General features: G+C 70.8%; 21 protein-coding genes and 2 pseudogenes. 19 read left to right on the top strand and 4 right to left on the bottom strand.

From position 1 onward, the window contains the following. Positions 1 to 135: 135 nt before the first annotated feature. The gene (locus tag ACZ6BG_RS25890) at positions 136 to 2,343 is read right to left on the bottom strand and encodes an elongation factor G-like protein EF-G2 (RefSeq protein WP_469005582.1); all 2,208 of its coding nucleotides are present in this window, start codon (positions 2,341 to 2,343) and stop codon (positions 136 to 138) included. Between the two features lie 205 nt (positions 2,344 to 2,548). Between ACZ6BG_RS25890 and pgsA the strand changes: the two are divergent. The 15 genes and pseudogenes from pgsA (at position 2,549) to ACZ6BG_RS25815 (ending at position 18,509) form a co-directional block, all read left to right on the top strand. Then, positions 2,549 to 3,278: pseudogene (gene pgsA, locus ACZ6BG_RS25885) on the top strand (phosphatidylinositol phosphate synthase). Further along, positions 3,275 to 4,210 carry a phosphatidylinositol mannoside acyltransferase gene (locus ACZ6BG_RS25880; RefSeq protein WP_469005580.1) on the top strand — a complete coding sequence of 312 codons (936 nt, stop codon included), beginning with the start codon at positions 3,275 to 3,277 and terminating at the stop codon, positions 4,208 to 4,210. Before pgsA ends, ACZ6BG_RS25880 begins: the two are co-directional and overlap by 4 nt. Further along, positions 4,207 to 5,373 (top strand): glycosyltransferase family 4 protein, encoded by a 1,167-nt coding sequence (locus ACZ6BG_RS25875; RefSeq protein ID WP_469005578.1) that lies wholly within the window; start codon positions 4,207 to 4,209, stop codon positions 5,371 to 5,373. The genes ACZ6BG_RS25880 and ACZ6BG_RS25875 overlap by 4 nt, the downstream gene beginning before the upstream one ends. 231 nt (positions 5,374 to 5,604) lie before the next feature. Then, positions 5,605 to 6,153: a hypothetical protein gene (locus tag ACZ6BG_RS25870; RefSeq protein ID WP_469005576.1), complete on the top strand. Its 549-nt coding sequence runs from the start codon at positions 5,605 to 5,607 to the stop codon at positions 6,151 to 6,153. A gap of 450 nt (positions 6,154 to 6,603) precedes the next feature. Beyond that, on the top strand, positions 6,604 to 7,452 hold the full coding sequence (gene pdxS / locus ACZ6BG_RS25865) for a pyridoxal 5'-phosphate synthase lyase subunit PdxS (protein WP_468453501.1): 849 nt from the start codon (positions 6,604 to 6,606) through the stop codon (positions 7,450 to 7,452). Positions 7,453 to 7,455: 3 nt separating this feature from the next. After that, positions 7,456 to 8,064 carry a pyridoxal 5'-phosphate synthase glutaminase subunit PdxT gene (pdxT, locus tag ACZ6BG_RS25860; RefSeq protein WP_469005573.1) on the top strand — a complete coding sequence of 203 codons (609 nt, stop codon included), beginning with the start codon at positions 7,456 to 7,458 and terminating at the stop codon, positions 8,062 to 8,064. Between the two features lie 46 nt (positions 8,065 to 8,110). Continuing rightward, positions 8,111 to 8,863, top strand: coding sequence for a YebC/PmpR family DNA-binding transcriptional regulator (locus tag ACZ6BG_RS25855; RefSeq protein ID WP_030360509.1), 753 nt, complete (start codon positions 8,111 to 8,113; stop codon positions 8,861 to 8,863). A 117-nt stretch (positions 8,864 to 8,980) separates the two neighbouring features. After that, the gene (ruvC, locus tag ACZ6BG_RS25850) at positions 8,981 to 9,592 is read left to right on the top strand and encodes a crossover junction endodeoxyribonuclease RuvC (protein ID WP_469006196.1); all 612 of its coding nucleotides are present in this window, start codon (positions 8,981 to 8,983) and stop codon (positions 9,590 to 9,592) included. After that, complete coding sequence (ruvA, locus tag ACZ6BG_RS25845; protein ID WP_469005570.1) at positions 9,589 to 10,197, top strand: Holliday junction branch migration protein RuvA; 609 nt, start codon at positions 9,589 to 9,591, stop codon at positions 10,195 to 10,197. Before ruvC ends, ruvA begins: the two co-directional genes overlap by 4 nt. Positions 10,198 to 10,276: 79 nt before the next feature. After that, positions 10,277 to 11,350, top strand: coding sequence for a Holliday junction branch migration DNA helicase RuvB (gene ruvB, locus ACZ6BG_RS25840; RefSeq protein WP_030360506.1), 1,074 nt, complete (start codon positions 10,277 to 10,279; stop codon positions 11,348 to 11,350). 177 nt (positions 11,351 to 11,527) lie between these two features. Then, on the top strand, positions 11,528 to 12,001 hold the full coding sequence (yajC, locus tag ACZ6BG_RS25835; protein ID WP_469005567.1) for a preprotein translocase subunit YajC: 474 nt from the start codon (positions 11,528 to 11,530) through the stop codon (positions 11,999 to 12,001). Between the two features lie 186 nt (positions 12,002 to 12,187). Next, on the top strand, positions 12,188 to 13,996 hold the full coding sequence (secD, locus tag ACZ6BG_RS25830) for a protein translocase subunit SecD (RefSeq protein WP_469005565.1): 1,809 nt from the start codon (positions 12,188 to 12,190) through the stop codon (positions 13,994 to 13,996). A gap of 1 nt (position 13,997) precedes the next feature. Then, a complete protein-coding gene (gene secF, locus ACZ6BG_RS25825; protein WP_469005563.1) occupies positions 13,998 to 15,131 on the top strand; it encodes a protein translocase subunit SecF in 1,134 nt (377 codons plus the stop codon). Beyond that, complete coding sequence (locus ACZ6BG_RS25820; RefSeq protein ID WP_469005560.1) at positions 15,128 to 15,676, top strand: adenine phosphoribosyltransferase; 549 nt, start codon at positions 15,128 to 15,130, stop codon at positions 15,674 to 15,676. The genes secF and ACZ6BG_RS25820 overlap by 4 nt, the downstream gene beginning before the upstream one ends. A gap of 241 nt (positions 15,677 to 15,917) precedes the next feature. Next, positions 15,918 to 18,509, top strand: a complete 2,592-nt coding sequence (locus ACZ6BG_RS25815; RefSeq protein ID WP_469005557.1) for a RelA/SpoT family protein — start codon at positions 15,918 to 15,920, stop codon at positions 18,507 to 18,509. Positions 18,510 to 18,588: 79 nt separating this feature from the next. Here ACZ6BG_RS25815 and ACZ6BG_RS25810 read toward each other — a convergent pair whose 3' ends face one another. After that, entirely contained in the window at positions 18,589 to 19,821 is a 1,233-nt protein-coding gene (locus ACZ6BG_RS25810; RefSeq protein WP_469005555.1) for a DUF349 domain-containing protein, read from the bottom strand. A gap of 133 nt (positions 19,822 to 19,954) precedes the next feature. Then, positions 19,955 to 20,782 (bottom strand): peptidylprolyl isomerase, encoded by an 828-nt coding sequence (locus tag ACZ6BG_RS25805; RefSeq protein ID WP_469005553.1) that lies wholly within the window; start codon positions 20,780 to 20,782, stop codon positions 19,955 to 19,957. Positions 20,783 to 20,973: 191 nt separating this feature from the next. On the opposite strand from ACZ6BG_RS25805, the gene ACZ6BG_RS25800 reads away from it, so the two are divergent. Continuing rightward, complete coding sequence (locus ACZ6BG_RS25800) at positions 20,974 to 21,678, top strand: MBL fold metallo-hydrolase (protein WP_469005551.1); 705 nt, start codon at positions 20,974 to 20,976, stop codon at positions 21,676 to 21,678. A gap of 13 nt (positions 21,679 to 21,691) precedes the next feature. Continuing rightward, positions 21,692 to 22,954, top strand: coding sequence for a histidine--tRNA ligase (gene hisS / locus ACZ6BG_RS25795; RefSeq protein ID WP_469005549.1), 1,263 nt, complete (start codon positions 21,692 to 21,694; stop codon positions 22,952 to 22,954). Between the two features lie 174 nt (positions 22,955 to 23,128). On the opposite strand, the pseudogene ACZ6BG_RS25790 reads toward hisS, so the two are convergent. After that, a pseudogene (locus ACZ6BG_RS25790) lies at positions 23,129 to 23,383 on the bottom strand (ATP-binding cassette domain-containing protein); the annotation flags it as partial. Positions 23,384 to 23,581: 198 nt separating this feature from the next. Here ACZ6BG_RS25790 and ACZ6BG_RS25785 point away from each other — a divergent pair. After that, entirely contained in the window at positions 23,582 to 24,235 is a 654-nt protein-coding gene (locus tag ACZ6BG_RS25785) for a vitamin K epoxide reductase family protein (RefSeq protein WP_469005547.1), read from the top strand. 45 nt (positions 24,236 to 24,280) lie between these two features. After that, on the top strand, positions 24,281 to 25,633 hold the full coding sequence (locus ACZ6BG_RS25780; RefSeq protein WP_469005545.1) for a replication-associated recombination protein A: 1,353 nt from the start codon (positions 24,281 to 24,283) through the stop codon (positions 25,631 to 25,633). Positions 25,634 to 25,725: the final 92 nt, after the last annotated feature.

Below are 25,725 nucleotides of genomic sequence, written 5' to 3'. Positions count from 1 at the left end.
ACCTGTTGACCTGGCCGGTACAGCTTTTGATCAGGTCATCAGCGTATCGGTGCGCACCGACATCCGGCAGGGGGCCGCGAAATGCCGCCCGCCGGAGGGGTTCCGGGCGGGCGGCGACGGGCCGGGCCGGGTCAACTAGACGCCGTGCTCGGCCTGTTCGCGGATCTTGTGGGACAGCTGGGCAGGCATCGGTTCGTGCCGGGCGTAGGACCGGCTGAAGCGTGCGGTGCCCTGGGAGAGGGAGCGCAGGTCCACCGCGTACCGGCCGATCTCGATCTCGGGCACCTCGGCCCGGACCAGGGTGCGGCCGCCCGGCGCCTGTTCGGTGCCGACGACGCGGCCGCGCCGCCCGGACAGGTCGCTCATGACCGAGCCCACGTGCTCGTCGCCGACGAGGACCCGCACCTCGGCGACGGGTTCGAGCAGGTGGATCGTGGCGTCCGCGGCCGCCTCCCGCAGCGCGAGCGCGCCCGCCGTCTGGAACGCGGCGTCGGAGGAGTCCACCGAGTGCGCCTTGCCGTCGAGCAGGGTGACGCGCACGTCGATGAGCGGATAGCCGGCCGCGACCCCCTTGGCCGCCTGCGCCCGGATGCCCTTCTCCACGGACGGGATGAACTGCCGGGGCACCGCGCCGCCGACGACCTTGTCGACGAACTGGATGCCGCTGCCACCGGGCAGGGGCTCCACCTCGATCTCGCAGATCGCGAACTGCCCGTGGCCGCCCGACTGCTTCACATGGCGGCCGCGCCCGGCGGCCCTGCCCCCGAACGTCTCCCGCAGGGAGACCTTGTGCGGTACGAGGTCGACCTGCACGCCGTAGCGGTGGCGCAGCCGCTCCAGGGCGACGTCCGCGTGGGCCTCGCCCAGGCACCACAGGACCACCTGGTGGGTGTCCTGGTTCTGTTCGAGCCGCATCGTCGGGTCCTCGGCGACGAGCCGGGACAGGCCCTGGGAGAGCTTGTCCTCGTCGGCCTTGCTGTGCGCCTCGATGGCGAGCGGGAGCAGCGGGTCGGGCATGTCCCAGGGCTCCATCAGGAGCGGGTCGTCCTTGGCGGAGAGGGTGTCGCCGGTCTCGGCGCGGCCGAGTTTGGCGACACAGGCCAGGTCGCCCGCGATGGCCTGGCTGAGGGTGCGTTGCTGCTTGCCGAACGGCGAGGACAGGGCGCCCACGCGCTCGTCGACGTCGTGGTCCTCGTGACCGCGGTCGGCGAGGCCGTGACCTGACACGTGCACGGTCTCGTCGGGCCGCAGGGTCCCGGAGAAGACGCGGACCAGCGAGATCCGGCCGACGTAGGGGTCGGACGCGGTCTTGACCACCTCGGCGGCCAAGGGCCCTTCGGGGTCGCAGGTGAGGGCCGGGCGGGGCTTGCCGGCGGGGGTGGTGACGGCCGGGGCGGGGTGCTCCAGGGGGGTGGGGAAGCCGCCGGTGATCAGCTCCAGGAGTTCGACGGTGCCGAGGCCCTGGCGGGCGCCCTCGGCGGCGGGGGCTGCGGCGAGGACCGGGTGGAAGATGCCGCGCGCGACGGCTCGCTCCAGGTCCTGGACGAGGGTCTCGTAGTCGATGTCCTCGCCGCCGAGATAGCGGTCCATCAGGGACTCGTCCTCGCTCTCGGCGATGATCCCCTCGATGAGTTTGTTGCGGGCCTCCTCGATCACCGGCAGCTGGTCGGCGCCCGGTTCGGACTCCTTGCGTTCGCCCGACGCGTAGTCGAAGATCCGCTGCGAGAGCAGTCCCACCAGGCCGGTGACGGGCGCGTGCCCGTCGGGGCCCTGCTCGCCGTGGAGCGGCAGGTACAGCGGCAGTACGGCGTCGGGGTCGTCGGCGCCGAAGGCCTCGGCGCAGCACCGCGTGATGTCCGTGAAGTCGGCGCGCGCCGCCTCCAGGTGCGTGACCACGATGGCCCGCGGCATGCCGACCGCGGCGCACTCCTCCCACACCATGCGGGTCGCGCCGGTGATGCCCTCGGCGCCCTCGGCCGCCGAGACGACGAAAAGGGCCGCGTCCGCCGCGCGCAGACCGGCCCTGAGTTCACCGACGAAGTCGGCGTATCCCGGGGTGTCCAGGATATTGATCTTGTAGCCGCCCCATTCGACGGGGACGAGGGACAGCTGTACGGAGCGTTGCTGGCGGTGCTCTATGTCGTCGTAGTCCGAGACCGAGGTGCCGTCCTCCACCCGGCCCGCCCGGTTCACCGCCCCCGCGGTCAGCGCGAGGGCTTCCACCAGAGTCGTCTTGCCCGATCCGCTGTGGCCGACCAGCACCACATTCCGTACGGACGCGGGATGGTCGGCCGTCGCTGCCCTGCCGGCGGCTCCGGGGTGTGCGTTCGCCTTGTCGCCCATGCCTTGGCCTCCCGGTTACGCGCATGGATGAGGAGGCTCAGCCCCCTCAGGGATGCTGGCTGTGCGCGGACACACGGGACCCGCGTGCGGAGGCGGCTCCGGCGACGCCCGCGGTGCTTTCGAGCTTTGCACTCGTGTCACGGTGCGTCCATACGTCGTACGCGATCGTGAGGGGGCGAGCCGGTGTGTCGTGAGCGTGACTACGATGGGCCAGCCGGTGGCCAACGGGGCCGCCATGGGCACCGACCCTCGGGAAGGCCATGCTGAACAAGTACGCGCGTGCATTCTTCACGCGTGTCCTCACACCGTTCGCCGCGTTTCTCATCCGCCGCGGGGTCAGCCCCGACACGGTGACGTTCATCGGCACGGCCGGTGTCGTGGCGGGAGCGCTGGTCTTCTACCCCCGGGGCGAGTTCTTCTGGGGCACGGTCGTCATCACGCTGTTCGTGTTCTCGGACCTGGTCGACGGCAACATGGCGCGCCAGCTCGGCCGCTCCAGCCGGTGGGGGGCGTTCCTCGACTCCACGCTCGACCGGGTCGCGGACGGCGCGATCTTCGGCGGCTTCGCGCTCTGGTACGCGGGGTCCGGCGACAACAACGTGCTGTGCGCGGTCTCCATCTTCTGCCTGGCCAGCGGCCAGGTCGTGTCGTACACGAAGGCGCGCGGCGAGGCCATCGGGCTGCCGGTCGCCGTGAACGGCCTGGTCGAGCGCGCCGAGCGGCTGGTGATCTCGCTGGTCGCCGCGGGCTTCGCCGGACTGCACAAGTTCGGGGTTCCCGGCATCGACGTGCTGCTTCCCGTCGCCCTGTGGATCGTCGCCGTCGGCAGCCTCGTGACGCTGGTCCAGCGCGTGGTGACCGTGCGCCGTGAGGCGGAGGAGGCGGACCAGGAGGCCGCCAGCGAGACGCCACAGGAGAGCGAGACGGCTTCATGAGCCCCACTACGGAGAAGCTCACGGACGCGCTGTACGGCCTCGGCTGGAGCACGGTCAAGAAGCTTCCCGAGCCCGCCGCCGTGCGCCTCGGCCGCACCATCGCCGACCTCGCCTGGAAGCGGCGCGGCAAGGGCGTGCTGCGCCTGGAGGCGAACTACGCGCGCGTGGTGCCCGACGCGTCCCCGGCGCGGCTCGCCGAGCTGTCCAAGGCGGGCATGCGCTCGTACATGCGGTACTGGATGGAGTCCTTCCGGCTGCCCGCCTGGAGCAAGGACCGCATCAGGAACGGCTTCGTCCCCGACGGCCTGCACCACCTCACCGACGGCCTGGCCTCGGGCCGGGGCGTGATCCTCGCGCTGCCGCACCTCGGCAACTGGGACCTGGCGGGCGCCTGGGTCACCACGAAGCTGGAGACGCCCTTCACGACCGTGCAGGAGCGGCAGAAGCCCGAGTCCCTGTACGACCGCTTCGTCGCCTACCGCAGCGGCCTCGGCATGGAGGTCCTGCCGCACACCGGCGGCTCCGCCTTCGGGACGCTGGCGCGCCGACTGCGCGCGGGCGGCCTCGTCTGCCTGGTCGCGGACCGTGATCTGTCGGCGTCCGGCGTCGAGGTGAAGTTCTTCGGCGAGAGCGCGCGGATGCCGGCCGGGCCCGCCGCGCTCGCCCAGCAGACCGGCGCGCTGCTGCTCCCGGTGACGCTCTGGTACGACGACTCGCCGGTCATGCGCGGCCGCGTCCACCCGCCGGTCGACGTGCCCGAGACGGGGACGCGCGGCGAGAGGACGGCCGCCATGACGCAGGCCCTCGCCGACGCCTTCGCCACGGGCATCGCCGACCACCCCGAGGACTGGCACATGCTCCAGCGCCTCTGGCTCGCCGACCTGGACCCGGCCAAGGCGCCGGACGGCCCGGCGACCGAGGGGTCGCCGTGAAGGTAGGCATCGTCTGCCCCTACTCGTGGGACGTGCCGGGCGGCGTCCAGTTCCACATCCGCGATTTGGCGGAGCACCTCATCCGCCTGGGACACGAGGTCTCCGTCCTCGCACCTGCGGACGACGAGACCCCGCTGCCGCCGTACGTGGTGTCGGCGGGCCGGGCCGTTCCTGTTCCGTACAACGGCTCCGTGGCGCGGCTGAACTTCGGATTCCTCTCGGCCGCGCGCGTACGCCGCTGGCTGCACGACGGCACCTTCGACGTGATCCACATCCACGAGCCGACCTCGCCGTCGCTCGGGCTGCTCACGTGCTGGGCGGCGCAGGGGCCGATCGTCGCCACGTTCCACACCTCCAACCCGCGCTCGCGGGCCATGATCGCCGCGTATCCGATCCTCCAGCCCGCCCTGGAGAAGATCAGCGCGCGCATCGCGGTCAGCGAGTACGCGCGCCGCACGCTCGTGGAGCACCTGGGCGGCGACGCGGTGGTCATCCCCAACGGGGTCGACGTCGACTTCTTCGCCCGCGCCGAGCCCAAGCCGGAGTGGCAGGGCCAGACGATCGGCTTCATCGGACGCATCGACGAGCCGCGCAAGGGCCTGCCGGTGCTGATGCGGGCGCTGCCCCGGATCTTCGCGGCCCGCCCCGAGGCGCGCCTCCTGGTGGCCGGCCGCGGCGACGAGGAGGAGGCCGTCGCCTCCCTGCCCGCCGAGCTGCGCTCCCGCGTGGAGTTCCTCGGCATGGTCAGCGACGAGGACAAGGCGCGGCTGCTGCGCAGCGTCGACGTGTACGTCGCCCCGAACACCGGCGGCGAGAGCTTCGGCATCATCCTCGTCGAGGCGATGTCGGCGGGCGCCCCCGTCCTGGCCAGCGACCTCGACGCCTTCGCCCAGGTCCTCGACCAGGGCGCCGCGGGCGACCTCTTCGCCAACGAGGACGCCTACTCCCTGTCCAACGCGGCGATCCGCCTCCTGCGCGACCCCGACCGCCGCGAGGAACTCCGCGAACGCGGCACCAAGCACGTACGCCGCTTCGACTGGTCGACCGTCGGCGCCGACATCCTGTCCGTCTACGAGACGGTGACGGACGGAGCGGCAGCGGTGGCGACCGACGAACGCTCGGGCCTGCGAGCACGCTTCGGCTTGGCGAAGGACAAGTTGTAGGCACGGGGCCGGGGCAGGCAACTCCAGCCCGTCCGGCGTTTGAGGACGAGGCCGAAGGCCGACACCCCCCCCACCGGCGGACGGGGACAATCCAGCCCGTCCGGCGCTTGAGGACGAGGCCGAAGGCCGATCGACGGCGCCCCCGGCGGACGGGCATCCCGGGGCCGCCCCGAGGCGCAGGCCGACCGGCCCCCGCCGTCCCCGGCGCCCCCGCCGGGTACCTTTGCGGCCGTGACCTCCACGTTGATCTGGATCGCCGTCGGCCTCTTCGCGATCGGCCTGTACCTGAGCTGGACCGCGGGACGCCTCGACCGGCTGCACGCGCGCATCGACGCGGCCCGCGCCGCCCTGGACGCGCAACTGCTGCGCCGCGCCTCGGTGACCCAGGAGGTGGCCACCTCCGGCGTGCTCGACCCGGCGGCGTCGATCGTCCTGTACGAGGCGGCGCACGCGGCCCGGCAGGCGGAGGAGGAACATCGGGAGGTCGCCGAGAGCGAGCTGAGCCAGGCATTGCGGGCGGTATTCGAGGACGCGGGCCAGGTCGAGGCGGTACGGGAGGCCCCGGGTGGCGAGGGGGCCGCGATCGAGCTGGCCCAGGCGGTCCGCCGGGTCCCCATGGCCCGCCGCTTCCACAACGACGCCGTACGCGCCGCCCGCGCCCTGCGCCGCCACCGCAAGGTCCGCTGGTTCCGGCTCGCCGGACACGCCCCGTTCCCCATGGCCTTCGAGATGGACGACGTGGCCCCTGAGGCACTGGCGGACCGGCCGGGGGCCTCGTAGCGCCCAGGCCGCGAAGAGGGCGTCAGACGGGCCGTCCAGCCGCCCTGGCGCCGCCAAGGCCGGCCGGGCCCCGCCCCGCCAGGGCCGTCCGAGCACGCGCGACCGCCGCACCCCACCCCGGGATCGGGCGCGTGACGTACCGAATCACCCCGGTAACGCACCGAAAACGATCCACAGCCTCACCATTGGCCCTTGCTGTGGCCTGGTCCGGGGACGTTTCCTCGGTACAGCGGAAACGCGACGGAAGCCAGACCGGGCCGGAACGGAAGAAGGCGGGAAGCCGCCCTTCCGCGTGCCGGGCCACGGCTTCCCGAAGCCCCGGCTCCCTCAAGCCCCGGCTTCCCAAGCCACAGCCTTCTTTCCCGAGTGAGGTCACCCGTGTCCAGCACGCTCCCCAGCACCAACCAGGCCGCCACCCCCGCGACCGGCACCGCCCGCGTGAAGCGCGGCATGGCCGAGCAGCTCAAGGGCGGCGTGATCATGGACGTCGTGACGCCGGAGCAGGCGAAGATCGCCGAGGACGCCGGTGCCGTCGCCGTCATGGCCCTGGAGCGGGTCCCGGCCGACATCCGCAAGGACGGCGGCGTGGCCCGGATGTCCGACCCGGACATGATCGAGGGCATCATCGAGGCCGTGTCGATCCCGGTGATGGCCAAGTCCCGCATCGGCCACTTCGTGGAGGCCCAGGTCCTGCAGTCCCTCGGCGTCGACTACATCGACGAGTCCGAGGTCCTGACCCCGGCCGACGAGGTCAACCACAGCGACAAGTTCGCGTTCACGACCCCCTTCGTGTGCGGCGCCACCAACCTCGGCGAGGCCCTGCGCCGCATCGCCGAGGGCGCCGCCATGATCCGCTCCAAGGGTGAGGCCGGTACCGGCAACGTCGTCGAGGCCGTCCGCCACCTGCGCCAGATCAAGAACGAGATCGCCAAGCTGCGCGGCTTCGACAACAACGAGCTGTACGCCGCGGCCAAGGAGCTGCGCGCCCCGTACGAGCTGGTCAAGGAGGTCTCCGAGCTGGGCAAGCTGCCGGTGGTCCTCTTCTCCGCCGGTGGTGTCGCGACCCCCGCCGACGCCGCGCTGATGCGCCAGCTCGGCGCCGAGGGCGTCTTCGTGGGCTCCGGCATCTTCAAGTCCGGCGACCCGGCCAAGCGCGCCGCCGCCATCGTGAAGGCCACCACCTTCTTCGACGACCCGAAGATCGTCGCGGACGCGTCCCGCAACCTCGGCGAGGCCATGGTCGGCATCAACTGCGACACCCTGCCCGAGGCCGAGCGCTACGCCAACCGCGGCTGGTAACCCATGAACGACACCCCCGTGATCGGCGTCCTGGCCCTCCAGGGCGACGTACGGGAGCACCTTGTCGCCCTGGCCACGGCGGACGCCGTGGCCAGGCCGGTGCGGCGCCCCGAAGAACTCGCCGAGGTGGACGGCCTGGTCGTCCCCGGTGGCGAGTCGACCACCATCTCCAAGCTGGCAGCGCTCTTCGGCCTGCTCGAACCGCTCCGCGCGCGTGTGCGTGACGGCATGCCGGTCTACGGCACCTGCGCGGGCATGATCATGCTCGCCGACAAGATCCTCGACCCGCGTTCGGGGCAGGAGACGGTCGGCGGCATCGACATGATCGTGCGCCGCAACGCCTTCGGGCGGCAGAACGAGTCCTTCGAAGCGGCCGTCGACATCAAGGGCGTCGCGGGGGACCCTGTGGAGGGTGTCTTCATCCGCGCCCCGTGGGTGGAGTCGGTCGGCGCCGACGTCGACGTGCTCGCCGAGCACGAGGGCCACATCGTCGCCGTACGCCAGGGGGACGCGCTCGCCACGTCCTTCCACCCCGAGCTGACGGGCGACCACAGGGTGCACGCACTGTTCGTCGACATGGTGCGGGCGAAGCAGGCGCCGCGGTCCTTGTAGGATCTCTGGCGTTCGTACTGGTTGGTTACGCGAAGGAGACAGGCAGATGTCCGGCCACTCTAAATGGGCTACGACGAAGCACAAGAAGGCCGTGATCGACGCCAAGCGCGGCAAGCTCTTCGCGAAGATGATCAAGAACATCGAGGTCGCGGCCCGCACGGGCGGCGCCGACGTGTCCGGCAACCCGACCCTCTTCGACGCCATCCAGAAGGCCAAGAAGAGCTCGGTTCCGAACAAGAACATCGACTCCGCGGTCAAGCGCGGCGCCGGTCTCGAAGCCGGTGGCGCCGACTACGAGACGATCATGTACGAGGGCTACGGCCCCAACGGCGTCGCGGTGCTCATCGAGTGTCTGACCGACAACCGCAACCGCGCGGCCTCCGACGTGCGCGTCGCGATGACCCGCAACGGCGGCTCGATGGCCGACCCGGGCTCCGTGTCGTACCTCTTCAACCGCAAGGGCGTCGTGATCGTCCCCAAGGGCGAGCTGACCGAGGACGACGTCCTGACGGCCGTTCTGGACGCCGGTGCCGAAGAGGTCAACGACCTGGGCGAGTCCTTCGAGGTGCTCAGCGAGGCCACCGACCTGGTCGCGGTGCGCACCGCGCTCCAGGAGGCCGGCATCGACTACGACTCGGCCGACGCCAACTTCGTCCCGACCATGCAGGTCGAGCTGGACGAGGAGGGCGCCCGCAAGATCTTCAAGCTCATCGACGCCCTGGAGGACAGCGACGACGTGCAGAACGTCTTCGCCAACTTCGACGTCTCCGACGACGTCATGGCCAAGGTCGACGCCTGAGCCGCGCACCACGGCAACGGGCGAACGGGCCGACGGGACACACCCCGTCGGCCCGTCGCTTTGTCAGTGGCACCCGATAGCCTGCACAAACAGGCGATCGAAGAGGGGGAGGCGGAGTTGCGGGTACTTGGGGTGGACCCCGGGCTCACCCGGTGCGGCGTCGGTGTCGTCGAAGGCGTCGCGGGCCGCCCGTTGACGATGCGCGGCGTCGGCGTCGTGCGCACCCCCGCGGACGCCGAGCTCGGCCATCGCCTCGTCGCCATCGAGCAGGGCATCGAGGAGTGGCTCGACCAGCACCAACCCGAAGTCCTCGCCGTGGAGCGCGTGTTCAGCCAGCACAACGTGCGTACGGTCATGGGCACCGCCCAGGCCAGCGCCGTCGCCATGCTGTGCGCCTCGCGCCGCGGCATCCCCGTCGCCCTGCACACCCCCAGCGAGGTCAAGGCCGCCGTCACCGGCAGCGGCCGCGCGGACAAGGCCCAGGTCGGCGCGATGGTGACCCGCCTCCTGCGCCTGGACGCGCCGCCCAAGCCCGCCGACGCGGCCGACGCCCTCGCCCTCGCCATCTGCCACATCTGGCGCGCCCCCGCGCAGAACCGCCTCCAACAGGCCGTGGCCCAGAACCGCCTCCAGCAGGCGACCGCCCGGCACGCCCAGCAGCTCCAGCGGGCCCGCCCCGCCCAGCAGACACAGCAAGCCCAGCAAGCACCGAAAGGCCGTACGCCATGATCGCCTTCGTGAGCGGCCCGGTCGCCGCCCTCGCCCCGGACGCCGCCGTGGTCGAAGTGGGGGGCATCGGCATGGCCGTCCAGTGCACGCCGAACACCCTCTCCACGCTCCGCGTCGGCCAGCAGGCCAAGCTCGCCACGTCCCTGGTCGTGCGCGAGGACTCCCTGACGCTGTACGGCTTCGCTGACGACGACGAGCGCCAGACCTTCGAACTACTCCAGACCGCGAGCGGCGTCGGCCCCCGGCTCGCGCAGGCGATGCTCGCCGTGCACAACCCGGACGCGCTGCGCCGCGCGGTCTCCACGGGCGACGAGAAGTCCCTCACCGCCGTGCCCGGCATCGGCAAGAAGGGCGCCCAGAAGCTGCTCCTGGAGTTGAAGGACCGCCTCGGCGAGCCGCTCGGCACCGGCGGCCCCGCCATCGGCGCCCCCGTCACCCAGGGCTGGCGCGACCAACTGCACGCCGCCCTGATCGGCCTCGGGTACGCGACGCGCGAGGCCGACGAGGCCGTCACCGCCGTCGCCCCACAGGCGGAGGCCATGGAGTCGCCGCAGGTGGGCCAGCTCCTGAAGGCCGCGCTCCAGACCCTGAACCGCACCCGCTAGCCACCCGCACTTCCGCACTCGCCAGCCACCCGCACCACCGCACCCGCCAGCCCCCGAACCGCATCGCGAGGCACACCGCATGAACTGGGACGACACGACCGACGACGCTGCCGGTGCGGCCGAGCGACTGGTCGGTGCGTCCGCCGACGGCGAGGACCAGGCCGTCGAGGCCGCCCTGCGCCCCAAGGACCTGGGTGAGTTCATCGGCCAGGAGAAGGTGAGGGAGCAGCTCGACCTGGTCCTGCGCGCCGCCCGCGCGCGCGGCGCCACCGCCGACCACGTGCTGCTCTCCGGCGCCCCCGGCCTCGGCAAGACCACCCTCTCGATGATCATCGCCGCCGAGATGGGCGCCCCGATCCGCATCACCAGCGGCCCGGCCATCCAGCACGCGGGCGACCTCGCCGCGATCCTGTCCTCCCTCCAGGAGGGCGAGGTCCTCTTCCTCGACGAGATCCACCGCATGTCGCGGCCCGCCGAGGAAATGCTGTACATGGCCATGGAGGACTTCCGTGTCGACGTGATCGTCGGCAAGGGCCCCGGCGCCACGGCCATCCCGCTCGAACTGCCGCCCTTCACGCTCGTCGGCGCCACCACGCGCGCGGGCCTGCTTCCGCCGCCCCTGCGGGACCGCTTCGGCTTCACGGCCCACATGGAGTTCTACGAACCCGCCGAGCTGGAGCGCGTGATCCACCGCTCCGCGAACCTGCTCGACGTGGCCATCGACACCGACGGCGCCGCCGAGATCGCGGGCCGCTCCCGCGGCACCCCCCGCATCGCCAACCGCCTCCTTCGCCGCGTGCGCGACTACGCCCAGGTCAAGGCCGACGGCGTGATCAACCGCGAGATCGCGGGCGCGGCCCTGAGCGTGTACGAGGTCGACGCCCGTGGCCTCGACCGCCTGGACCGCGCGGTCCTCGAAGCCCTCCTGAAGCTGTTCGGCGGCGGCCCCGTCGGCCTGTCCACCCTCGCCGTCGCGGTGGGGGAGGAGCGCGAGACCGTCGAGGAGGTGGCCGAGCCCTTCCTCGTCCGGGAGGGGCTGCTCGCCCGGACGCCCCGGGGCCGGGTGGGGACGCCCGCGGCATGGGCCCATCTGGGTCTCGTACCGCCCCGGCAGGGAGCGGGAACTGGACAACAGGACTTGTTCGGGTCGTGACCTGACGCGCGGCGGCGCGGAGAGTCGCACCATCCGGAACTGCGGTGCCATGCTGAGCGTTGTTCGTATGGTGCGGACTCGCTTAGACTCCGCCGATGCCGCCCTTGTGGGCGGCGCCGCCCACCCCCATCCATCAGGCCGCTCAAGAACGCGGTCGTGCGAAGGAAACTCCGTCCCGTGAATATCGTGACCCTCCTCCCCTTCATCGTGCTCATCGGGGCCATGTTCCTGATGACCCGGTCCGCCAAGCGGAAGCAGCAGGCGGCCGCCCAGATGCGCAATGAAATGACGCCTGGCACCGGCATCCGCACGATCGGAGGCATGTACGCCACCGTCAAGGAGGTCCACGACGACGCGGTCCTCCTCGAGGTGGCCCCCGGCGTCCACGCGGTGTACGCGAAGAACTCCATCGGCGCCGTCCTCGACGACGACGAGTACAACCGCATCGTTCACGGCACCGAGGACGACCTGAAGTCCGACGACGCCCCCGTGGTGCCCGACGACGCCTCCTCCCTCACCGAGACCGACGAGGCCGCGGACGCTTCGGACGACTCGCGCATCGACCTCGGCAAGCGGGACACGGCCGACGAGGCCCCCGAGGCAGCGGACGCAGAGCCGAAGAAGACCGACGGCGAGTCCGGCGCGAAGTAGTCACGGCCGGGGGTCGGACCTGCGCCCGCTCGCGCATCGCGGCCCCCGCCCCAGGTGATTTCGCGCCGCGTCTCGACACAACTTCATGGCCGCCCGCCCGGGGCCCCTTCCGCTCAGGCCTCCGCTCAGCGCAGGTGACGAGGGGGCACCCCGCAGGCCGGACGGTTGGACAGGGAGAACGAGAAGGTGGCAGCACCCAAGAAGGGCCGTAGGCAGGCCGCCCAGGGGAAACCGGGCCGCACCCTGGTCCTGATCATGATCGCCCTGGTGGCGCTCACCGGAGGGATGTTCCTCTCCGGGCACACCACCCCCCGCCTGGGCATCGACCTCGCCGGGGGTACGAGCATCACGCTCGAGGCGAAGAACGAGCCGGGCCAGAAGAACGCGATCAACAAGACCAACATGAACACGGCCGTTGACATCATCAACAACCGTGTCAACGGTCTGGGTGTCTCCGAAGCCGAGGTGCAGACCCAGGGCGACCGGAACATCATCGTCAACATCCCCAAGGGCACCAACGCCAAGCAGGCGCGGGAGCAGGTCGGCACGACCGCTCAGCTCTACTTCCGGCCTGTCCTCGCCCAGCAGCCCAGCACCGGCCCCGGCGAGAAGCCGAAGCCGAAGCCGTCGTCCTCCGACAAGGGTGACAAGGGCGACAAGGGCACGGGCGGCGACAAGGGCGACAAGTCCAAGGAGAGCGACAAGCCCGAGGACAAGGCGACCACGCCGAGCGGGACGCCGACGACCCAGGGCCGTTCCGTCACCGACGGCCTGAAGGACGAGCCCACCCCGACCGGGACGCCCACCGGCGCGGCCAAGGACGATGCCGACAAGGGCAAGGGTGTGAAGGCCCCGCCGCCGCCCGACCCCACCGCCAAGCTCCAGGAGCAGTTCACCAAGCTGGACTGCACCGACGAGAAGGCCCGCCTGAAGGTCAAGAAGGGCGTCAAACCCACCGACCCGGTCGTGGCCTGCGGCAAGAGCGGCGACGGCAAGGGCTGGGACAAGTTCATCCTCGGACCCTCCGAGGTCAACGGCAAGGAGGTCGATGACGCGAAGGCCGTCTACGACACCCAGGGTGCCGCTGGCTGGAAGGTCACGATGGAGTTCTCCGGCAAGGGCACGAAGCAGTTCGGTGACATCACCGGCAAGCTCGCCAGCAAGCAGCCGCCGCAGAACGAGTTCGGCATCGTCATGGACGGCGAGGTCGTCTCCGCTCCGTACGTGAAGCAGGCACTGACCTCCGGCCAGGCCGAGATCTCCGGCAGCTTCACCCAGGACGAGGCCAAGGACTTGGCCAACATCCTGTCGTACGGCGCGCTCCCGCTGACCTTCAAGGAGCAGAGCGTCCAGACCGTCAGCGCGGCCCTCGGCGGCGAGCAGCTGCGCGCCGGTCTGATCGCGGGCGCCATCGGCCTCGCGCTCGTCATCATCTACCTGGTCGCGTACTACCGCGGTCTGGCCTTCATCGCCATCGCGTCCCTCGGTGTCTCCGCGGCGCTGACGTACACGATCATGACGCTGCTCGGCCCGACGATTAAGTTCGCGCTGAACCTGCCCGCGGTCTGTGGCGCCATCGTCGCCATCGGTATCACCGCCGACTCGTTCATCGTCTACTTCGAACGCATAAGGGACGAGATCCGCGAGGGCCGTACGCTGCGGCCCGCCGTCGAGCGCGCCTGGCCGCGGGCCCGGCGCACCATCCTGGTGTCCGACTTCGTGTCCTTCCTCGCCGCCGCGGTGCTCTTCGTCGTCACCGTGGGCAAGGTCCAGGGCTTCGCGTTCACGCTGGGTCTGACCACGCTGCTCGACGTCGTCGTGGTGTTCTTCTTCACCAAGCCACTGATGACGATCATGGCCCGCAAGAAGTTCTTCGCGGGCGGCGGCAAGTGGTCCGGACTCGACCCGAAGCGTCTCGGTGCCAAGCCGCCGCTGCGCCGCTCGCGCGCCGCCGCGACCGCCGCCCCCGTCGACTCGACCCCGAAGGAGGCGTGAGATGTCGAAACTCGGAGATCTCGGCGCCAAGCTCTACCGCGGCGAGGTCGGCTACGACTTCGTCGGCAAGCGCAAGATCTGGTACGGCATCTCGATCCTGATCACCATCACGGCCATCGTCGGCCTGGCGGTGCGCGGCCTGAACATGGGCATCGAGTTCGAGGGCGGCGCCGTCTTCAACACGCCGAAGACCAGCGTGTCGGTCGCCAAGGCGGAAGAGGTCGCGGAAGAGGCCTCCGGCCACGACGCGCTCGTGCAGAAGCTCGGCAACGACACCCTGCGCATCCAGATCGCCGGCGTGGACACCGAGAAGTCGGACCAGATCAAGGTCGAGCTCGCCAAGGAGCTCGACATGAAGGCCGACGACATCAACGCGGACCTGGTGGGCCCGAGCTGGGGCGAACAGATCGCCAACAAGGCCTGGCAAGGCCTGGCGATCTTCATGGTCCTGGTCGTGATCTATCTGGCGATCGCCTTCGAGTGGCGCATGGCGCTCGCCGCCCTGATCGCGCTCATCCACGACATCACCATCACCGTGGGTGTGTACGCCCTCGTGGGCTTCGAGGTCACACCGGGCACGGTGATCGGTCTGCTGACCATCCTCGGTTATTCGCTGTACGACACGGTCGTGGTCTTCGACAGCCTCAAGGAACAGTCGAAGGACCTCGCCAAGCAGACCCGCTTCACCTACAGCGAGGTCGCCAACCGCTCGATCAACAGCACGCTGGTGCGCTCCATCAACACCACGGTGGTGGCGCTCCTGCCGGTCGCCGGCCTGCTGTTCATCGGCGGCGGCTTCCTCGGCGCGGGCATGCTGAACGACATCTCGCTGTCGCTGTTCGTCGGCCTCGCCGCGGGCGCGTACTCCTCGATCTTCATCGCGACCCCGCTGGTCGCCGATCTCAAGGAGACCGAGCCGCAGATGAAGGCGCTCAAGAAGCGGGTGCTCGCCAAGCGCAGGGCGGACGCCGCCAAGGGCGAGTCCGCCGAGACCCCGGTGTCCGCGGACGAGAGCCCGCAGGACGCGGAGCCCGACGAGGACTCCGCCCCCGCCGTGGTCGGCCCGCGCTCGGGTCCCCGTGCGCAGCCCGCCCGCAACCGCGGCCGCGGCCGCCCGTCGGGGAAACGCCGATGACCGAACTCGTCGACGTCAACGCGCTGCTCCTGAGCCGCATCCGTGACGTGCCGGACTACCCCGAGCCCGGCGTGCTGTTCAAGGACATCACGCCGCTGCTCGCGGACCCGGCCGCGTTCGCCGCTCTGACCGGCGCCCTCGCCGACCTGAGCGTGCGGCACGGGGCCACCAAGGTCGTGGGTCTGGAGGCGCGCGGGTTCATCCTGGGCGCCCCGGTCGCGCTGAAGGCCGGGGTCGGCTTCATTCCCGTACGCAAGGCGGGCAAGCTCCCCGGGGCGACCCTCAGCCAGCGCTACGACCTGGAGTACGGCAGCGCGGAGATCGAGGTGCACGCCGAGGACCTCAAGCCCGGCGACCGCGTCATGGTCATCGACGACGTCCTCGCCACCGGCGGCACCGCCGAGGCCTCGCTGCGGCTCATCCGCCGTGCCGGGGCCGAGGTGGCCGGGGTGGCGGTCCTGATGGAGCTGGGCTTCCTGAACGGCCGCGAGCGGCTGAATCCCGCTCTGGACGGCGCGCCCCTGGAGGCCCTGCTCACGGTCTGAGGACCCAGGAGAGGGCAGCAGAGGCCCTCATGGGAGTGCCCGGCCGCGGCGGCCGGCGCGGGGCACTCCAGCACCACCGAAGCGGAGACAGAGGCGGGCCCGGCGGAATCCGGCGCCCGCCTCTGGTGTTTCTCCAGTACAGAGCCGTCTCACCGGCCGAGGGCGAGCCGTCGGCCCAGGATCGATACCATGGGCACTTCGGGACCTCACCGGGGGACCCGATCGCGCACAGGGAGCGCTCTTGCCAGACGAGTCCCAGCCACTTGCCGCCGCCAAGTCCGCCCAGCCCGCCGAGCGGGCCGCGGCGCCCGCAGGCGCGCCCGCGAAGAAGGCACCGAGCGCGCCCGGCGGGACGTCCGCACAGGGCGAGCAGGGTGCGCCGCGACCGGCCGAGACGCGGTCGGTCGAACAGACCCGCCCCAAGCCGCCGACCGAGCCGCAGCCCGCCCCGCCGGCGCCCGCCGCCCCGCCGGTCCGCCCGGCCCCCGGTCGGACCCCCGCCCCGAGCAAGCCCCCCGTCAGCGGCAAGGCCGAGCGCTCCGGATCCTCCAACCGCGTGCGCGCCCGTCTCGCCCGCCTCGGCGTCCAGCGCTCCAACCCGTACAACCCGGTTCTGGAGCCGCTGCTTCGCATAGTGCGGAGCAACGACCCGAAGATCGAGACCGCGACGCTCCGCCAGATCGAGCGCGCCTACCAGGTCGCCGAGCGCTGGCACCGCGGCCAGAAGCGCAAGAGCGGCGACCCGTACATCACGCACCCGCTCGCCGTCACCACCATCCTCGCCGAGCTCGGCATGGACCCCGCGACCCTGATGGCGGGCCTCCTGCACGACACCGTCGAGGACACCGAGTACGGCCTGGACACCCTGCGCCGCGACTTCGGCGACCAGGTCGCCCTGCTCGTCGACGGCGTCACCAAGCTCGACAAGGTCAAGTTCGGCGAGGCCGCGCAGGCCGAGACCGTGCGCAAGATGGTCGTCGCCATGGCCAAGGACCCCCGCGTCCTGGTCATCAAGCTCGCCGACCGTCTGCACAACATGCGCACGATGCGCTACCTCAAGCGCGAGAAGCAGGAGAAGAAGGCCCGCGAGACGCTGGAGATCTACGCTCCGCTGGCGCACCGCCTGGGCATGAACACCATCAAGTGGGAGCTGGAGGACCTCGCCTTCGCGATCCTCTACCCCAAGATGTACGACGAGATCGTGCGTCTGGTGGCCGAGCGCGCCCCCAAGCGCGACGAGTACCTGGCCATAGTGACCGACGAGGTCCAGGCCGACCTGCGCGCCGCCCGCATCAAGGCCACCGTCACCGGGCGGCCCAAGCACTACTACAGCGTCTACCAGAAGATGATCGTCCGCGGCCGTGACTTCGCGGAGATCTACGACCTGGTGGGCATCCGCGTCCTCGTGGACACCGTCCGCGACTGCTACGCGGCGCTCGGCACCGTCCACGCGCGATGGAACCCGGTCCCCGGCCGGTTCAAGGACTACATCGCGATGCCGAAGTTCAACATGTACCAGTCGCTGCACACGACGGTCATCGGCCCCAACGGCAAGCCCGTCGAGCTGCAGATCCGCACGTTCGACATGCACCGCCGCGCCGAGTACGGCATCGCCGCGCACTGGAAGTACAAGCAGGAGGCCGTCGCCGGCGCCTCCAAGGTGCGCACCGACGTGCCGAAGAAGACCGGCAAGGACGACCACCTCAACGACATGGCGTGGCTGCGCCAGCTCCTGGACTGGCAGAAGGAGACCGAGGACCCCAGCGAGTTCCTGGAGTCCCTGCGCTTCGACCTGTCGCGCAACGAGGTCTTCGTCTTCACGCCGAAGGGCGACGTCATCGCGCTCCCCGCGGGCGCGACCCCGGTCGACTTCTCGTACGCGGTGCACACCGAGGTCGGCCACCGCACCATAGGCGCCCGGGTCAACGGACGGCTCGTGCCCCTCGAATCGACCCTGGACAACGGCGATCTGGTGGAGGTCTTCACCTCCAAGGCCGCGGGCGCGGGACCTTCCCGGGACTGGCTCGGCTTCGTCAAGTCGCCGCGGGCCCGCAACAAGATCCGCGCCTGGTTCTCCAAGGAGCGCCGCGAGGAGGCCATCGAGCAGGGCAAGGACGCCATCGCGCGCGCCATGCGCAAGCAGAACCTGCCGATCCAGCGCATCCTCACCGGCGACTCCCTGGTCACCCTCGCGCACGAGATGCGCTACCCCGACATCTCCTCGCTGTACGCGGCGATCGGCGAGGGCCACGTCACCGCGCAGAGCGTCGTGCAGAAGCTCGTCCAGGCGCTCGGCGGCGAGGAGGCCGCCAACGAGGACATCGCCGAGAGCGCGCCGCCCTCGCGCGGCCGCTCCAAGCGCCGCTCCAACGCCGACCCCGGAGTCGTCGTCAAGGGCGTCGACGACGTGTGGGTCAAGCTGGCCCGCTGCTGCACGCCGGTGCCGGGCGACCCCATCATCGGCTTCGTCACGCGCGGCAGTGGCGTATCGGTTCACCGCAGCGACTGCGTGAACGTGGACTCGCTGTCCCGCGAGCCGGAGCGCATCCTCGAGGTCGAGTGGGCGCCCACGCAGTCGTCGGTCTTCCTGGTGGCCATCCAGGTGGAGGCCCTGGACCGCTCCCGGCTGCTCTCGGACGTCACGCGCATCCTCTCCGACCAGCACGTCAACATCCTGTCCGCGGCCGTGCAGACCTCCCGCGACCGGGTCGCCACCTCCCGCTTCACCTTCGAGATGGGCGACCCCAAGCACCTGGGCCATGTGCTCAAGGCGGTCAGGGGAGTCGAGGGCGTGTACGACGTGTACCGGGTGACGTCGGCGCGCAGGCCGTAGACCCGGCCACTACGCAGAGGGGCTCCCACACGTCCTGTGTGGGAGCCCCTCTACGTAGACAACGCAGCCAGCGAAAAACTCAGCCGCCGAACTCGTGCAGACCCTTCAGCGCCTGGTCCAGCAGCGCCTGGCGGCCGTCCAGTTCCTTCTGGAGCTTGTCGGCCTTGGCGTCGTTGCCCGCCGTGCGCGCCGCCTCGATCTGGCCCCGGAGCTTGTCGACGGCGGCCTGGAGCTGACCGGTCAGGCCCTCGGCGCGCGCACGCGCCTCCGGGTTCGTCCGGCGCCACTCGGCCTCCTCGGACTCCTGAAGGGCCCGCTCGACCGCGTGCATCCGGCCCTCGACCTTCGGCCGGGCGTCACGCGGGACGTGGCCGATGGCCTCCCAGCGCTCGTTGATGGACCGGAAGGCCGCGCGGGCCGCCTTCAGATCCGTCACCGGGACGAGCTTCTCGGCCTCGTCCGCCAGCTCCTCCTTGAGCTTCAGGTTCTCGCCCTGCTCGGCGTCGCGCTCCGCGAAGACCGCGCTGCGCGCCGCGAAGAACACGTCCTGGGCGCCGCGGAAGCGGTTCCACAGGTCGTCCTCGTGCTCGCGCTGGGCGCGGCCCGCGGCCTTCCAGTCGGCCATCAGCTCGCGGTAGCGCGCGGCCGTCGGGCCCCAGTCCGTCGAGCCCGACAGCGCCTCGGCCTCCGCTACCAGCTTCTCCTTGGCCTTGCGGGCGTCCTCGCGCTGCGCGTCCAGGGACGCGAAGTGGGCCTTGCGGCGCTTGGAGAACGCCGAGCGGGCGTGCGAGAAGCGGTGCCACAGCTCGTCGTCGGACTTGCGGTCGAGGCGGGGCAGCCCCTTCCAGGTGTCCACCAGGGCCCGCAGGCGCTCGCCGGCCGCACGCCACTGCTCGCTCTGGGCCAGCTCCTCGGCCTCCGCGACCAGCGCCTCCTTGGAGTGCCGCGCCTCGTCCGACTGCTTGGCCTTCTGGGCCTTGCGCTCCTCACGGCGCGCCTCGACGGTCTCGACCAGCGTGTCGAGCCGCTTGCCGAGCGCGTCCAGGTCGCCGACGGCGTGCGCCTCGTCGACCTGCTGGCGCAGGTGGTCGATGGCGGTCGTCGCGTCCTTGGCCGACAGGTCGGTCGTCTTCACCCGGCGCTCGAGAAGTCCGATCTCGACGACCAGACCGTCGTACTTGCGCTCGAAATAGGCCAGGGCCTCCTCAGGAGATCCTGCCTGCCACGATCCGACCACTCGCTCGCCGCCGTCGGCCGTACGCACGTACACGGTCCCCGTCTCGTCGACGCGGCCCCACGGGTCGCTGCTCACAGCGCCTCCTCCACATGATGCCTGCACAAGGCCACGGGCCCCCGGCATCGTCCACAGTTTCGTCACCGCCAACATAGGCGACCGGCGGGGCGGCTGTCCGCATCCAGCGCGAGCGAAATTCGCCCGCCGGTGGTCAGGATTTACGTACGGTGGCCTTGTCGATGACGACCGTCGCGTTCGGTGCGCCGTCGCCCTGCCCGCTGCTCTCACCGGCTCCGGCGATCTTCTTGAGGACCTTCATGCCGGCGTCGGAGACGGTTCCGAACGGCGTGTAGTCGGGCGGCAACTGGCTGTCCTGGTAGACGAGGAAGAACTGGCTGCCGCCGGTGTCGCGGCCCTTCTTCGTGTCCGGCTTGTACTTGTTCGCCATGGCGACCGTGCCCGCCGGGTACACACCGCCCTTGAGCCGCTTGTCCTTCAGGTTCTCGTCCGGAATGGTGTAGCCGGGGTCGCCTTCGCCGGTGCCCTTCGGGTCGCCGCACTGCAGGACGTTGACGTTGCCCGCGGTCAGACGGTGGCACGCGGTGTGGTCCAAGTACCCCTTGCCCGCCAGGAAATTGAACGAGTTCACGGTGTGCGGGGCTTTCGCCGCGTCCATGGCGATGTCTATGTCGCCGCACGTAGTGGCCAGCTTCATCCGGTACGAGGCCGACTTGTCGACAGTGAGCGCCGGCTCCTTCTTGAAGGAGAGCGGCTTGATCTTGCCCGGCGCGGCCTTGCCGCAGGGGTCCTTCGGCTTGGTGGGCGTCGGCGTCGGGGCCGCGTCGTCCTTCGTCGAGCCGCCGTCGTCGAAGGCGCCCGCCGCGTACGAGACCGCGCCGCCCGCCACCACCAAGGCGACCGCACCGGCGATCACCGCGTTGCGCATCCGCCGCCGACGTCGCGCGGCCTCCCGCCGCTGCTGCTGCCGCAAGAACTTCTCCCGCGCGAGCTGCTTGCGCCGCTGTTCCTGGCTGACCACCGGGTGCACTCCTTGTACGTCTCGGTCGGCGCGTCTGTCGTACGTCGCCTGGGTCGTCGTCGCGCGGCGTGACCGGCCGCGTGTGCCCCGTACCGTATATGGGTTAGCTGTGGAATCGGCAGCGCCGGTAGGCTCTGAACTGCCGCAATCTCCGCTGCCACCTCCGCCGGACGACGAAACGAAGGACGATCGTGCTCATTGCCGGGTTTCCCGCCGGGGCCTGGGGGACCAACTGCTACCTGGTCGCCCCCGCCGCGGGCGAGGAATGCGTGATCATCGACCCGGGGCATCAGGCCACCGAAGGAGTCGAGGAAGCGCTCCGGAAGCATCGGCTCAAGCCCGTCGCCGTCATCCTCACCCATGGCCACATCGACCATGTGGCGTCGGTCGTCCCGGTCTGCGGCGCGCATGACGTGCCCGCCTGGATCCACCCCGAGGACCGGTACATGATGAGCGACCCGGAGAAGGCCATCGGCCGCGCCTTCGGCGCGCAGTTGCTCGGTGAGCTGACCGTGGGGGAGCCCTCCGACCTCAGGGAGCTGGCCGACGGCGAGCAGCTGAAGCTCGCCGGTCTCGACTTCTCCGTCGCGCACGCACCGGGGCATACGAAGGGGTCGGTGACCTTCCAGCTGCCCGAGTCCGCCGAGGTCCCCTCGGTGTTCTTCTCGGGCGACCTGCTGTTCGCCGGCTCCATCGGACGCACCGACCTGCCCGGCGGATCGCACGCCGACATACTCGAGTCGCTGGCACGCGTGTGCCTGCCGCTCGACGACTCGACCGTGGTCCTGCCCGGCCACAACGAGCACACGACCATCGGCCGTGAGCGCGCCACCAACCCGTATCTGCGCCAGGTGGCCGCCGGCCTGGGAGCCGACGCTCCCCGACGAGGAATGTGACGAGAGAAACCCCGTGAGTACCTTCCAGGCCCCCAAGGGCACGTACGACCTGCTGCCGCCGGACTCCGCGACCTACCTCGCCGTCCGTGAGGCGATCGCCGCGCCCCTGCGCAACTCCGGGTACGGCTATGTCGAGACGCCCGGCTTCGAGAACGTCGAGCTGTTCGCGCGCGGTGTCGGCGAGTCGACCGACATCGTCACCAAGGAGATGTACGCCTTCGAGACCAAGGGCGGCGACAAGCTCGCGCTGCGTCCCGAAGGCACCGCCTCCGTGCTGCGCGCCGCCCTCGAGGGCAACCTGCACAAGGCGGGCAACCTCCCGGTCAAGCTCTGGTACTCGGGCTCGTACTACCGCTACGAACGCCCGCAGAAGGGCCGCTACCGCCACTTCTCCCAGGTCGGTGCCGAGGCCATCGGCGCGGAGGACCCGGCGCTCGACGCCGAGCTGATCATCCTGGCCGACCAGGCCTACCGCTCGCTCGGCCTGAAGGAGTTCCGCATCCTGCTGAACTCCCTCGGCGACAAGGAGTGCCGCCCCGTCTACCGCGCCGCCCTCCAGGACTTCCTGCGCGGCCTCGACCTGGACGAGGAGACCCGTCGACGTATCGACATCAACCCGCTCCGCGTCCTGGACGACAAGCGCGCCGACGTGCAGAAGCAGCTCGTGGGCGCGCCGATGCTGGCCGACTACCTGTGCGACGCCTGCAAGGCGTACCACGAGCAGGTGCGGGAGCTCCTGACCGCGGCGGGCGTCGCCTACGAGGACGACCCGAAGCTGGTCCGCGGGCTCGACTACTACACGCGCACCACTTTCGAGTTCGTCCACGACGGCCTCGGCTCGCAGTCCGCGGTCGGCGGCGGCGGGCGCTACGACGGCCTGTCCGAGATGATCGGCGGCCCCGCGCTGCCGTCCGTCGGCTGGGCGCTCGGCGTGGACCGCACCGTGCTCGCCCTGGAGGCGGAGGGCATCACCCTCGACCTGCCCGCGGCCACCAGCGTGTTCGCGGTGCCGCTCGGCGAGGAGGCGCGGCGGGTCCTCTTCGCCAAGGTGACGGAGTTGCGTCGGGCGGGGATCGCCGCCGACTTCTCGTACGGCGGGAAGGGACTCAAGGGCGCCATGAAGAACGCCAACCGCTCCGGCGCCCGCTTCACCGTCGTCGCCGGTGAGCGCGATCTTGCCGAGGGCGTCGTCCAGCTCAAGGACATGGAGTCCGGCGAGCAGGAGGCGGTCGCGGTGGACGAGATCGTGGCCGTGGTGAAGAGCAAGCTGGTCTGATGCTGTGAGGTGGGCCCCGGGTGCGGATGCGCGCCCGGGGCCCAGCCATGTCCCGGGGCGTGGGGATTCGGTCCTCCCGGTCGACCCTCCAGGCCAGTTCTCCGGGGCAGCCTTCCAGGAGCCCGTGCCGCTCTCGGTGTTGGTGCAGCCCTCCGCGACGAGCCGCAGGACGGCCGTCGCGGGGTCGACACCCAGGACGGACACCTCACCCTCGTCGCGCGTGCGGTGGCCCTGGAGGATCTCGACGGTCGTGGACTTGCCCGCGCCGTTCGGCCCGAGGATGCCGAACACCTCGCCGTGCGCCACCCTCAGGTCTATGCCGTCCACGGCTGTCACGGGGCCGTACCTCTTGCGCAGACCCCTGACGTCAACGGCGAGTTGACCCGTGTCCGCCGTTCTCGACCCCGCCGTCCCTGGCGCCGTCCTCATCGCCCCTGCCGTCATGACGTCACCCCCTCCGCGGTCATGACTTCGTGCGTTGCGTCGTCATGACATCGAGCCTCCCGCCGGAGCGAACACGGCGGGACCCCCATACGTATCTGCTTGTGTCCACCGATCGGTGGACACACAGCTACGTACGGCACAATGTCCCTGCCCGCAGGCCACCACGAGCGACGGAACGGCGTGATGAGTAAACCCACCTCGGTGAAGCAGCCAGTGAAGGACGGCGCCGCGGCCGGCCAGGACCACGAGGACGCGCCGGGGGCCGCCGGCGGCAGCAGGGCGCTGGCGCTGCTCCTGGTGATCACCGGAGCCGCCGGGCTGCTCGCCTCCTGGGTCATCACGCTCGACAAGTTCGAGCTCCTGAAGGACCCGAACTTCCAGCCGGGCTGCAGCATCAACCCGGTTGTGGCCTGCGGCAGCATCATGAAGAGCGACCAGGCGGAGGCGTTCGGCTTCCCGAACCCGATGCTGGGCCTCGCCGCGTACGCCGTCGTGATCGGTGTCGGCATGAGCCTGCTCGGCCGCGCCCGCTTCCCGCGCTGGTACTGGCTCACCTTCAACGCGGGCACGCTCTTCGGCGTCGGCTTCTGCACCTGGCTGCAGTTCCAGTCGCTGTACCGCATCAACGCGCTGTGCCTGTGGTGCTGCCTGGCCTGGGTCGCCACGATCCTGATGTTCTGGTACGTCACGGCCTTCAACGTCCGCCAGGGCTTCCTGCCCGCGCCGGGCTGGCTGAAGACCTTCTTCGAGGACTTCTCCTGGGCCCTGCCGGTCGTGCACATCGGGATCATCGCGATGCTGATCCTCACGCGCTGGGGCTCCGACCTCTGGGTCTGAGGCGGCCGGGGCCGGTTGTCAGTGGGGTGACATAGGGTTTTCGACGTGGAGCCCGACCTGTTCACCGCCGCAGCCGAAGACCGCCAGGAGAAGGACCCGTCCAGCAGTCCCCTGGCCGTCCGGATGCGCCCGCGTACCCTCGACGAAGTCGTCGGACAGCAGCATCTGCTCCGGCCCGGATCGCCGCTGCGCCGACTCGTCGAAGGCGGTGGCGGCCCCGCCGGAGCATCGTCGGTGTTCCTCTGGGGCCCGCCCGGCATCGGCAAGACCACCCTGGCGTACGTCGTCTCCAAGGCGACGAACAAGCGCTTCGTGGAGCTCTCCGCGATCACCGCGGGCGTCAAGGAGGTCCGCGCGGTCATCGACGGTGCCCGCCGCGCCCTCGGCGGCCACGGCAAGGAGACTGTCCTCTTCCTCGACGAGATCCACCGCTTCAGCAAGGCCCAGCAGGACTCCCTGCTGCCCGCCGTCGAGAACCGCTGGGTGACGCTGATCGCCGCGACAACGGAGAATCCGTACTTCTCCGTGATCTCCCCGCTCCTGTCCCGTTCCCTGCTGCTCACTCTCGAACCGCTCACGGACGACGACCTGCGCGGACTCCTGAAGCGGGCCCTCACCGACGAGCGCGGCCTCGGCGGCGCCGTCACCCTGCCCGAGGACGCCGAGGGGCACCTCCTGCGGATCGCGGGCGGCGACGCCCGCCGCGCGCTCACCGCCCTCGAAGCGGGCGCGGGCTCGGCCCTCTCCAAGGGCGAGCAGGAGATCACGCTCCAGACCCTGGAGGAGTCCGTCGACCGCGCGGCGGTCAAGTACGACCGCGCCGGAGACCAGCACTACGACGTCGCGAGCGCCCTGATCAAGTCCATCCGCGGCTCGGACGTGGACGCGGCCCTGCACTATCTGGCCCGCATGATCGAGGCGGGCGAGGACCCCCGGTTCATCGCCCGCCGCCTGATGATCTCGGCCAGCGAGGACATCGGCCTCGCCGACCCGACGGCCCTGCCCACCGCCGTCGCCGCCGCCCAGGCCGTCGCCATGATCGGCTTCCCGGAGGCGGCCCTCACCCTCAGCCACGCCACCATCGCCCTCGCCCTGGCCCCGAAGTCGAACGCCGCGACCACGGCCATAGGCGCCGCCCTCGACGACGTCCGCAAGGGCCACGCGGGCCCGGTCCCACCGCATCTGCGCGACGGCCACTACAAGGGCGCGGCCAAGCTGGGGCACGCCCAGGGCTATGTGTATCCGCACGACCTGCCCGAAGGCATCGCCGCACAGGAGTACGCCCCGGAGGCCCTGCGCGACCGCGAGTACTACACCCCCACCCGGCACGGCGCCGAGGCCCGGTACGCCGACGCCGTCGAGTGGACCAGGAAGCACCTCGGCCGCAAGCGGCCCTGACGGCCCTGTGTCGCAAGCGGTCACGACCGCCCTGTAGAATCCCTCGAAGTGCTGCGTCCCGTGTCCGGTCTCGTACCGGCACCACCAGAACG

This window comes from Streptomyces sp. NPDC041205 (assembly GCF_055591765.1).
Note: the sequence above shows the minus strand (reverse complement) of the source record. Positions and strands in the feature narration are given on the sequence as shown.